The following is an 8,717-nucleotide window of genomic DNA, read 5'->3' as shown; positions in this document are numbered from 1 at the left end:
TGCAGCAAAAGTAGGTAGAAATGATTTTTTTGGCGAGAAAACGGCAGAAGAGATGAAAGCCGAATATAGGGAAGTTATTAGTTTACTCAGCAAGGGGTATTCCATTCGGGATATGGCGAAGTTAAGTGGAAGGGGCGTGAGTACGGTACAACGAGTGAAGCGATTAATAAAAGTGCAATCACCGCAATAATACAATTGATTTTACGTTCTTTTCAAAGAAAGGGGTTGTGTGAGAGTTGTTTAAAGGCTAAAAGCATTACCTTTGTAAATAATATCAAAACAGAGTATAATGGAAGAATGCCTTTGAGGTCACCCCTCAACTTGACTCTCTTTCTTCACTTAAAGAGACAGAAGGTCTGAAATACGTCATACTTCCAAACAGTGAAAAGGAAATGAGGCTTGACTCTGATTTTATAAAGGGAATGCCTGCTCTATCCAAGGAGTTTTGGTCTGGAGGGTTGAAGGCAGGGCGTTACTTCACGGAAATTGGTTACAACAATCAAGTTGAGAAATTAAAAGAGAAAGTGATGTCAAGAGTTTGCGATATTGATGCTTACTTCGAGAAATGGCATGGATGCCATCGTCCGAACCTTGTAAAATGGGATGGGGAATTGATTGAAAGAAGATAAAGTTGTACTTCCTGCGGATTACAAGTCCGCAGAGACTAAAAAGAACATCAAATGAGATACATTGATTTTAGCTCAGTAAAGGAAACAATAGGGAAGATTTACTTTGGTATTTGTATTTGTGTTTTTGCTTATGCCGTTATTGGTGTACCTATACTATTAGGTATGCTGAAAAAGCATGGTGTGAAAACAGAAGCCGTCATTACACCTAATACTTCGTCTTGGCTCCATCGCTATACTACGAACTGTTATCTGTATGAGTTTCAAGTCGGAGATAAAACTTATGATGGAAATTCGCTTGTGGAGGAAGGTGATTATCGCAAGATTGGCACCAGGGTACAAGTGCTATACTTGGATTGGTATCCTTCTTTCAACAGACCTACGTATTATTGGAATGATTAATCGCTTTCTGCGGATTGCAAGTCCGCAAGGCTCAAATAAACACAATTATGGAAGAAAAGATAAAGCTAAGAGATAAACTTGCAGATATTGCCTTGCAATGGCAAGCAAGTTTTGGGGTTGCACCGTCTATTACAAGTTCCATCTCTGAATATGATGCGGCAATGTTGATAGGTATGTCTGAGAAAGAATACTCCGATTACATGAGAGACAAAACTGCTGTTGCCAAAGGGACGGATTTCGTTTATAGAAATATAAGGTATCAAGTAAAAGCCAATCGTCCAAGCGGTAAAAAAGGAAGTAAAGTAACGATGGTTCCCAAAGCCTCGAACTACGAATGGGACAGGTTAATTTGGATATTATATGACAAGGACTATATAATGCAAGAAGCATGGGAATGGTATATGAAAGACTATAAAATGGCGTTTGAAAACAAAAAAAGATTATCTCCCGAAGACTACAGAAAAGGGCACTGCCTGTATCATAGATAACAGAAAATCGTGGATTCAAAAAACCACAAAAAACGAATAGCTTTATGATAGAAAAAATAATGTCTAAACTTGGAATGGTCGTTTTATGGTGCATTGTCATCATATATGGCATAGGTGTCATCACTCATATCTGCTCGGATATTTTCGGTGTGGTCGTGCTTGTCGTTTTGGCTGTTGTCTCGATTGCTTTTGTTCTCTTTGCCAAAAGATACAAAATATGGTTCAAGAGGCGAGTCAAGATGCTTAGTACGGTTTGTGAGAAGTCGCCCGATGATTCTTACATCATGCCCGAAGAAAAGTTTACCGAATCTTTTGATTCTGCCAACTTCTTCATACAGTACAAGCCTGAGACGAAGGAGTTCTTTTTCAGCAGCTACTATTACCTTATTTTTCCTGATTACGTCGAGATTTGGAGCAAGGCGGTGAAGGAAGTCAAGATACTTGTCTCCAAGGAAGCCCCAGAAACAAAAGTCGAAGTGAATTCCGTAGGTCAGCTTGGCAAGGACTTCACGCTGATAATGTCTCCAAAGGATGCCAAGAAAAGTTTTTTGTTGTCCTTAGCTCATTTGTGCATCCGTCTGAGAAAACAACTTCCATGCAACAACAGAATATTGATATACAAGTTCTATTTCAAGATAAAGGTGTTCGACACGGTTTGCTATGGCGAGTTTGATTGCGTGAGAGTATCAAGGGCTATTACAATTTCTGCAGATGGCAACTATTGCGTAGCTAATGTCGACGTAGATGGTTGCTTTCCAGAAGATTTCATCAAACTCAATCCCCCAATGTCCATCATCCTGCAATATGACTTGTATTCGATAGAAACCAATATGTTGGTTAGCAAAGAGGAATTCGATGCGCATTGGGAGAAATGCAAAGATTTATGTGAATCATAATCATTGGAGAACGGTGAGGAGCTATTTTATTTGAAAGATTCCGGGGCAACTGTTTGTTCTCTACGAGTTAAAAAACTTCTTATAAGTAACACTATCTCAAATGTCTCTTTTGAAGACTTGGATAAAGGGTGTAGTCTATACAAGAGTAAAATGTCACATGACAGGTCAATAACATCATCCCCAAGCGTTACAGTTGACAGTTTCCAAAAACGATTTTTTTTGCTGTACAGATAACAAATAACAGATAACAGTTTCCATAAACCATTTTTCGTTTCAAGCGTTAAATATTACTATTTGCACGGATAAATAAGTTAAAAAATGTGTTTTTCTGGATAGCAAAGAAAAAAAATAGTATTTTTGTGATATTAAGTCAAACCGTAAAATAACATGAGTATGAAAAGACTATTTTTTATGTTTCTTGCCCTCTTGTTGTGTGTAATGGTACAAGCACAGGACAATGTTGAAATTACCTTAAACAACGGAAATGTGGTTAAGGGAGTCACAAAAACTTTATTTATGCTTGATGATGGTGATGTCGTTGTTACTAAAGATTCCAACTCTAAAGAAAAGAAAGAATACAAATCTACAGAGATAAAGAGCATTAAGTACTACGATTCAAAATCTAAAAAGTGGATAAAGTTCGTTCCGCTTATGGCGCAAAAATCATTGCCAAGCGTTTGGAACAAAAATCCAAAACCATACAAAACTCCGATATTCCTCAAACCTGTGTATGAAGGGGAAAATGTGTCTGCCTATATACACTATATCTCAACAATAACAAATACCAAAACATTACATTTGGAAGGCACAAACTATGTTTTCTATTTTAAGGTAAAGAATGAAGATGTGGCAAAGGGTTATTGTATGGGAAGTAGTATTGGTGCGAAAATGTTGCTTAAAATTGTATTTAAGCCATATCCTGTGATGAAAGAAACTGTGTCTAATTTAGATACGAAAGAATTTTATAAAGATCCTATTTCGTTAATAAGGACTTTTGATAGTCTGTTGAAATAGAATATCTGTTTTAAGTATTCTAACTGTGTATAATTGTCATAAGGCAAAGTGATTTTTCCTTATGACAATTATTTTCATCCTTGAAAAGAAATATACTATAAGAGTTCATATCTCTACATGTTAAATTATTAATTGCTGATAACTATGAGACTGAAGCCAAAACTCCTCAATGCAATAATATTAGGATTGACAATGTTCCTTTCAATGCAAACCACTTGTGCTGCTTGCAACCCATCAATGGCCATTCAGCAAAAGAAAGTGGCAACTGTTGGCAAAAAGAGGGTTGCCATTAGCAAAATGAGAGTTGTCAAGAGCAAGAAGAGAACCTATCGCAAGGCTTCGGCGCGTAAATATTCGCATAGGGAACTGAACGCCATTATGCGGATACTTGAGCGGAAGTTCCTGTCGGAAGACAAGACCCCGGCCTTGCGAAATGTTGTTGGATTTGGAATGGGATCCAACTCCATTGATGTTGCGCTCCGTTGGAACACGAAGGAGAAGCAGCTGGAGTTTCGTAGGCAGATTTACAACTCGCCCGCCATCAGGTTTGAGGGCAAGTTGGACCCTATCATCGACAACAGGGAAGGCGTGAGCACCTACCAAGGCATCTCCCTCAAGGCGGAGAAGCCTTCCTATCCATTGGGCACCACGGAAATCAGATTCACGATTACCAACCATAGTGGCGAGGAATTTGTGTATGGCGATGCCTATAGCATCACAGCCCAAGGAGCGGATGGCAATTGGTTTGTTGTGCCCACCGATTGCTTGTTCACGGCCATCGGTCATGTTTTAAACGATGGTCAAAGCGGCACCATTACTGCCCATCTTTTTCCCGATATTCTTCCCAACAAACCAGGCGTTTACCGCTTTTTTTATGAGGATAGCATAGATGGTGAGAAGGTGCCTTTCATGGCAACTTTTGAGTTGAAGTAAATAAAAAGAATTGTTGCTTATGAAAATACTCTTCAGTTTATTGGCATTTTGTTTATTTGCCTCATGCGTCCATTCCCAAGAGGCGGTGGACACGGTAAGTGTGCGTGTACAATACAGAGTAAAAATATAATAAACGTAATATGAAACTAAGAGATAAAGATACAAAGAAATATTTGCTATCCGTAGCCGTAAGTACGTTTGTTTCTTACGTAGTTACATTCATATCTTTTTATGGGAGAGTTTACTACGATATTATCGAGACTACTTGCGTTTGTATTTGCTTGTTGAATGTTGTTACGGCTTTGCTTGCTTGGAAGTTTGCTAAATCAAATAGCAAGATGTCTCTATTGGTATTGCATTGGGAGTTGGATACTCTTGCCATGTTGCCCTTAATGGGCTTCTCTATTTGGGCTATAACTGACGGAACTATCGCTTGCTTCTTTGCGATTATTCAATTTATATTGTTGGGAATCTTCAATCTCTTCACTGTCGGCTTGTCATTAGCCGTCTATTCTTTCATTCAGCATAAATGCAAGATAAGGTCGAAGGATATAAATCAGTTTTGCTTATGAAACATTCTTTATTTGTCGTTTTCACGATAATTGTAATATCGTTGACATCATCGTCTTGTCCTACTCATCCTGTCTATATGGATGCCCGATTAGATGGTCCTTTGAATATAGTTCCAGATAGCTTCTATATGGAACGAAGCAAGGAATATAGGTTTGCCAGTGTCAATTTTAATTTTGGTGATGAAATGAGCGTATCTCTCCCTCTTGTAGAAACCGATAAAGTCGATATGGGAGGAAAGACATTGCTTGATGAAGACCTCGACCAAGATTCCCTGACGAAGAGCGATTCTTTATACCGAAAATCCATCGAAGATGCTGATGGTACTTATATACTTCCTACAAAAGATTCGCTAAGAATCATTGCGCCGTCGCATCCTCTTCATGGACTATACAAAATCACGTTTTTTAAGGTCAAACGTTATGCGCAAGAACACTATTTCGTGCGTATGTCAAATGATTCGACATACATCATTTGCGAGAAGCTCTTCTCTGGTTGGGACGTTGATGGCAATATACTTAAAAATTGGGAGAAATGAAAAGAAAACGAAAGAATATGGCTAAAAGGGAAACAGCCAAGACAAACAATGACGAATCCTATTACAAAAATTTCGTGATTCCATGTGTCATTTTTTTTGTAGGATATTACTTTTCAGCACACAATGGTATCTGTTATTCGGACTTTACTTTTGTAGTCGTAATCCTATTCATTGTCGTTTTCGTAGTAGGAATAAAATGTCTCATTAAAAGCAAAATTAATTCCTATGCTATAGGATGGTGGACATTTTGTGTTTCTCTTGCATCGTTTTTTATCTTAAATGTGATATACACGGAAAAGGAAGAAAATGAAATAAACAAGTATATTCAATCTGTAGCAGGAGGAAGCAAGTACAATCCGATAAATTAAAAGGCAAACTGCTATAATATTAACTTTTAAAGAGACCCGATTAAAATAATAGAAATGACAACAGAATTTAGTTATTTAACCTTCTCCGTTTTCGAGATCAGTGATTTCAATCTATTTATTGATACTGTGAAAGTTATATTCAAAAAACAACTGATAACAGGAAAGGCTGAAATCTATTCGGAAATACCAAATCCAAATGGGTGGGTTAATCCACAAAGTGGAGGCTCCCATTTTCCCAAATTTAGTTGCTGGCAAAATAAGATATATCCAGACAAAGTGTTTTTTATATCAAATTATGAAGATGGACTGTCTAATGTTTGCAGAATCATACAAAAACATTTGAGATGTAACATTATTACATGTGCATTATCCAATGAAACTGAAACAGATAATCCATTTTTCAAATTCTATTTTTCCAATTCCAATTTAGATGAACGATTAATTCAAGCATACAAAGAAGATAGGTGGATTTTTTATGAAGAGGGAAAGCCGCTCTCTTTTGAAAATTTGGATTATTACAAAAGAAGACGAATTACAGACAGACTAAATAATAATATAATTAAAGAGTATATGATTCGATTAGGGATTGACATAAATACAATTGATGCCCAAATAAAGGCAGGTATTGTATATGTCCGTAAAAAATGGTAACTCGCTCTAAAAAGGACTTCTATTAAATATCAAGAAGTTGCAAAATTACCTATTGAATATAGGTAACGATATGGAAACGAGCGGATTTCTGCTCGTTTCTGTATTTTGCAATATACAAAGAACACCTTTAATCGAGTGCAAAGGTACGATAAAATTTTAAGTCTGCCATAGATTGTGAGGGGAAAAAACATGGAAATTAGAACTTTTTACGTTAAAATACATATTTGATAAGTAGATTTTGAAGAAAATATTTGGAGAAATCAAATAAAAACAGTATCTTTGCAGCACTAGAATCCGCCACGCTTCCCATAGAACAGCGTACCAGGGCGGAACTTTTTGTTTATATGCGTATGGAATATATTAATCCACCACTTGGTACAGCAACCCTTTTAGCCAATCTTCAAAATGAGGGATTGGTGATTATGGATGAGAGAAAGGCAAATGCTTTTCTTGAAAATGTCAGCTACTTTAGATTTGCAGCATATTTGCGTCCTTTCAAAGCTTCAGACAGGCATAGCTATAAGGAAAATGCAACATTTGAGAAAGCTGTGAGACTTTATGAGTTTGATGTCAAACTTAGAACCCTACTATTTTCCGCTATTCAAAAGATTGAGATTTCTTTGCGGGCAAAGGTTATCAACCAGTTTTCTTTGAATTATGGAGCTTTTTGGTTTATCAATCCCGATTTAGCTGTTGACAAACATAAGTTTGCAGAGAATCTTTCCTCTTTGGATAGAGAACTGCAGCGTTCCAAGGATGATTTTATCAAAGAGCATTATGTAAAGTATGGCAAGGAAGATTTTCCACCAGCTTGGAAACTAATAGATTTGACATCGTTTGGCTGCTTGACAAAATTGTATTTCAATTTCGCCAATGGTGCTGCCAAAAAGAAAATAGCTCGTTCCTATAACGTTCCTCAGCAAGAAATACTTGAAAGCTGGATGAAATCCATCAATGCGCTTCGCAACTGTTGTGCCCATCATGGACGTGTATGGAATCGTGTGATGCCTGTAATGCCCCAACTTCCGATGAAATTAAAACAAGCATGGATAATGAATAAGCCCGAAGTTGCTAATCGACTATATTCCGTTCTTTGTTGCTTGTTATATTGGCTCAATGCCATTGATCCACGAAATGAATTATGTGCTAAGTTCAAGGACTTATTGTCACAATATCCAGAAGTCGACACGAATGCCATGGGATTTCCTAAGCATTGGCAAGATGAGCCATTGTGGAGATAGCAGTTTGGTATTCCTTCCCAAGTTGGATTAGCTCATGAAATGATTCATGGTGACAGATCAATGCGTGGAGTTGCAATAGAGTATTCAGAAAGCGAGTCTTATTCCTATATGAATAATCGGGGGCAAAGAGTCATGGAAACTCTAAGCAAAGAAGAAGCAGCAACTGTTGGTTTAAATCATGTAAAAAAGAATGATATTACAGAAAATGACATTCGTAAAGATCAAGGATTAAATCCACGAGGAGCATACTAATTTAAAAACAAGTCATTGGATGGAATTTATCCATCCAATGGCTATTATAAAGACAAATGATTATGTTCAGACTATTTTTAATTATTAGCCTATTATTTACTATAGGCTCGTGTTCTAATACACGTCAAGATAAAAACAATCTCAAAATATCATCGCTATCAAACCATCTTCAAAAGAAGGGAAAATCTATAATCATAGTTATGGATTTTGGAGATTCCGATTATCAAATAATAGAATATTGCGACACGATATTAACATATGGGATAGGATATGTTAAAAATGCAAATACAATATCAAATAATAATATTGTATGGAATTCATCATATCCCCTTATTAGAAGGAAACTTGCTGTTACCCAACAAGAAACAATACAAAATGCAATTTCTAAATTAAAAACGTGTTCATATTTTGATGCAAATATAGCTAAGGATAATGTTAAATATACATTATATGTGAATTATCATAAAGTGGCTTCTGGGTATAAGGCATTTATTGAGAATTTTCCTAATGACATACAGACTGTTATCAAAGAAATGTTGTTATTAGCTTCACCGCTTTATTATAAAAATCATAAATCATGAGTTAGACTGGGATTAAAGCACTGTGTTTAGCAATAAACGTTATAGTTAGTAATGTTAAAAAATAACTTGCGCAGAAATTCTGCGATGATAGCCTACTATTGCTAAATAGCACACGAGAAAAGTTGCGCAAGTTATTTTTTGCATATTACTTAAACAC

General features: G+C 36.5%; 13 protein-coding genes. All 13 read left to right on the top strand.

Going from position 1 to position 8,717, the window contains the following annotated elements; all coding sequences use genetic code 11:
* On the top strand, positions 1-190 hold a 190-nt coding region (locus tag DW917_RS14865; RefSeq protein WP_147344212.1), incomplete at its 5' end, for a helix-turn-helix domain-containing protein.
* A 202-nt stretch (positions 191-392) separates the two neighbouring features.
* Positions 393-629 (top strand): hypothetical protein, encoded by a 237-nt coding sequence (locus DW917_RS14860; RefSeq protein WP_118119948.1) that lies wholly within the window; start codon positions 393-395, stop codon positions 627-629.
* Between the two features lie 162 nt (positions 630-791).
* Complete coding sequence (locus DW917_RS14855) at positions 792-1,028, top strand: hypothetical protein (protein ID WP_118119946.1); 237 nt, start codon at positions 792-794, stop codon at positions 1,026-1,028.
* A 47-nt stretch (positions 1,029-1,075) separates the two neighbouring features.
* Positions 1,076-1,516 carry a hypothetical protein gene (locus DW917_RS14850; RefSeq protein ID WP_118119944.1) on the top strand — a complete coding sequence of 147 codons (441 nt, stop codon included), beginning with the start codon at positions 1,076-1,078 and terminating at the stop codon, positions 1,514-1,516.
* A 44-nt stretch (positions 1,517-1,560) separates the two neighbouring features.
* On the top strand, positions 1,561-2,412 hold the full coding sequence (locus tag DW917_RS14845) for a hypothetical protein (RefSeq protein ID WP_147344211.1): 852 nt from the start codon (positions 1,561-1,563) through the stop codon (positions 2,410-2,412).
* A gap of 393 nt (positions 2,413-2,805) precedes the next feature.
* The gene (locus DW917_RS14840) at positions 2,806-3,426 is read left to right on the top strand and encodes a hypothetical protein (protein WP_134843831.1); all 621 of its coding nucleotides are present in this window, start codon (positions 2,806-2,808) and stop codon (positions 3,424-3,426) included.
* A gap of 144 nt (positions 3,427-3,570) precedes the next feature.
* Positions 3,571-4,359 carry an immunoglobulin-like domain-containing protein gene (locus DW917_RS14835; protein WP_147344210.1) on the top strand — a complete coding sequence of 263 codons (789 nt, stop codon included), beginning with the start codon at positions 3,571-3,573 and terminating at the stop codon, positions 4,357-4,359.
* 568 nt (positions 4,360-4,927) lie between these two features.
* Positions 4,928-5,467 (top strand): hypothetical protein, encoded by a 540-nt coding sequence (locus tag DW917_RS14825; RefSeq protein WP_147344209.1) that lies wholly within the window; start codon positions 4,928-4,930, stop codon positions 5,465-5,467.
* A gap of 17 nt (positions 5,468-5,484) precedes the next feature.
* The gene (locus DW917_RS17605; RefSeq protein WP_147344208.1) at positions 5,485-5,835 is read left to right on the top strand and encodes a hypothetical protein; all 351 of its coding nucleotides are present in this window, start codon (positions 5,485-5,487) and stop codon (positions 5,833-5,835) included.
* 54 nt (positions 5,836-5,889) lie between these two features.
* The gene (locus DW917_RS14815) at positions 5,890-6,486 is read left to right on the top strand and encodes a hypothetical protein (RefSeq protein ID WP_118119931.1); all 597 of its coding nucleotides are present in this window, start codon (positions 5,890-5,892) and stop codon (positions 6,484-6,486) included.
* 251 nt (positions 6,487-6,737) lie between these two features.
* The gene (locus DW917_RS14810) at positions 6,738-7,727 is read left to right on the top strand and encodes an Abi family protein (protein ID WP_228112371.1); all 990 of its coding nucleotides are present in this window, start codon (positions 6,738-6,740) and stop codon (positions 7,725-7,727) included.
* A 9-nt stretch (positions 7,728-7,736) separates the two neighbouring features.
* Positions 7,737-7,979: a M91 family zinc metallopeptidase gene (locus DW917_RS14805; protein ID WP_255415341.1), complete on the top strand. Its 243-nt coding sequence runs from the start codon at positions 7,737-7,739 to the stop codon at positions 7,977-7,979.
* A gap of 200 nt (positions 7,980-8,179) precedes the next feature.
* Positions 8,180-8,560: a hypothetical protein gene (locus DW917_RS14800; protein ID WP_147344207.1), complete on the top strand. Its 381-nt coding sequence runs from the start codon at positions 8,180-8,182 to the stop codon at positions 8,558-8,560.
* The last annotated feature ends 157 nt before the right edge of the window (positions 8,561-8,717 follow it).

Origin of the sequence: Prevotella sp. AM42-24 (assembly GCF_003461825.1) — a bacterium.
In the GTDB taxonomy this organism is placed as follows: Bacteria; Bacteroidota; Bacteroidia; order Bacteroidales; family Bacteroidaceae; genus Prevotella; species Prevotella hominis.
Note: the sequence above shows the minus strand (reverse complement) of the source record. Positions and strands in the feature narration are given on the sequence as shown.

Bases quoted from the DNA above. Each gene is read 5' to 3' on its own strand.
- DW917_RS14860 (WP_118119948.1), top strand. From the start codon at position 393: ATGAGGCTTGACTCTGATTTTATAAAGGGAATGCCTGCTCTATCCAAG.
- DW917_RS14855 (WP_118119946.1), top strand. From the start codon at position 792: ATGCTGAAAAAGCATGGTGTGAAAACAGAAGCCGTCATTACACCTAAT.
- DW917_RS14850 (WP_118119944.1), top strand. From the start codon at position 1,076: ATGGAAGAAAAGATAAAGCTAAGAGATAAACTTGCAGATATTGCCTTG.
- DW917_RS14845 (WP_147344211.1), top strand. From the start codon at position 1,561: ATGATAGAAAAAATAATGTCTAAACTTGGAATGGTCGTTTTATGGTGC.
- DW917_RS14840 (WP_134843831.1), top strand. From the start codon at position 2,806: ATGAAAAGACTATTTTTTATGTTTCTTGCCCTCTTGTTGTGTGTAATG.
- DW917_RS14835 (WP_147344210.1), top strand. From the start codon at position 3,571: ATGAGACTGAAGCCAAAACTCCTCAATGCAATAATATTAGGATTGACA.
- DW917_RS14825 (WP_147344209.1), top strand. From the start codon at position 4,928: ATGAAACATTCTTTATTTGTCGTTTTCACGATAATTGTAATATCGTTG.
- DW917_RS17605 (WP_147344208.1), top strand. From the start codon at position 5,485: ATGGCTAAAAGGGAAACAGCCAAGACAAACAATGACGAATCCTATTAC.
- DW917_RS14815 (WP_118119931.1), top strand. From the start codon at position 5,890: ATGACAACAGAATTTAGTTATTTAACCTTCTCCGTTTTCGAGATCAGT.
- DW917_RS14800 (WP_147344207.1), top strand. From the start codon at position 8,180: ATGGATTTTGGAGATTCCGATTATCAAATAATAGAATATTGCGACACG.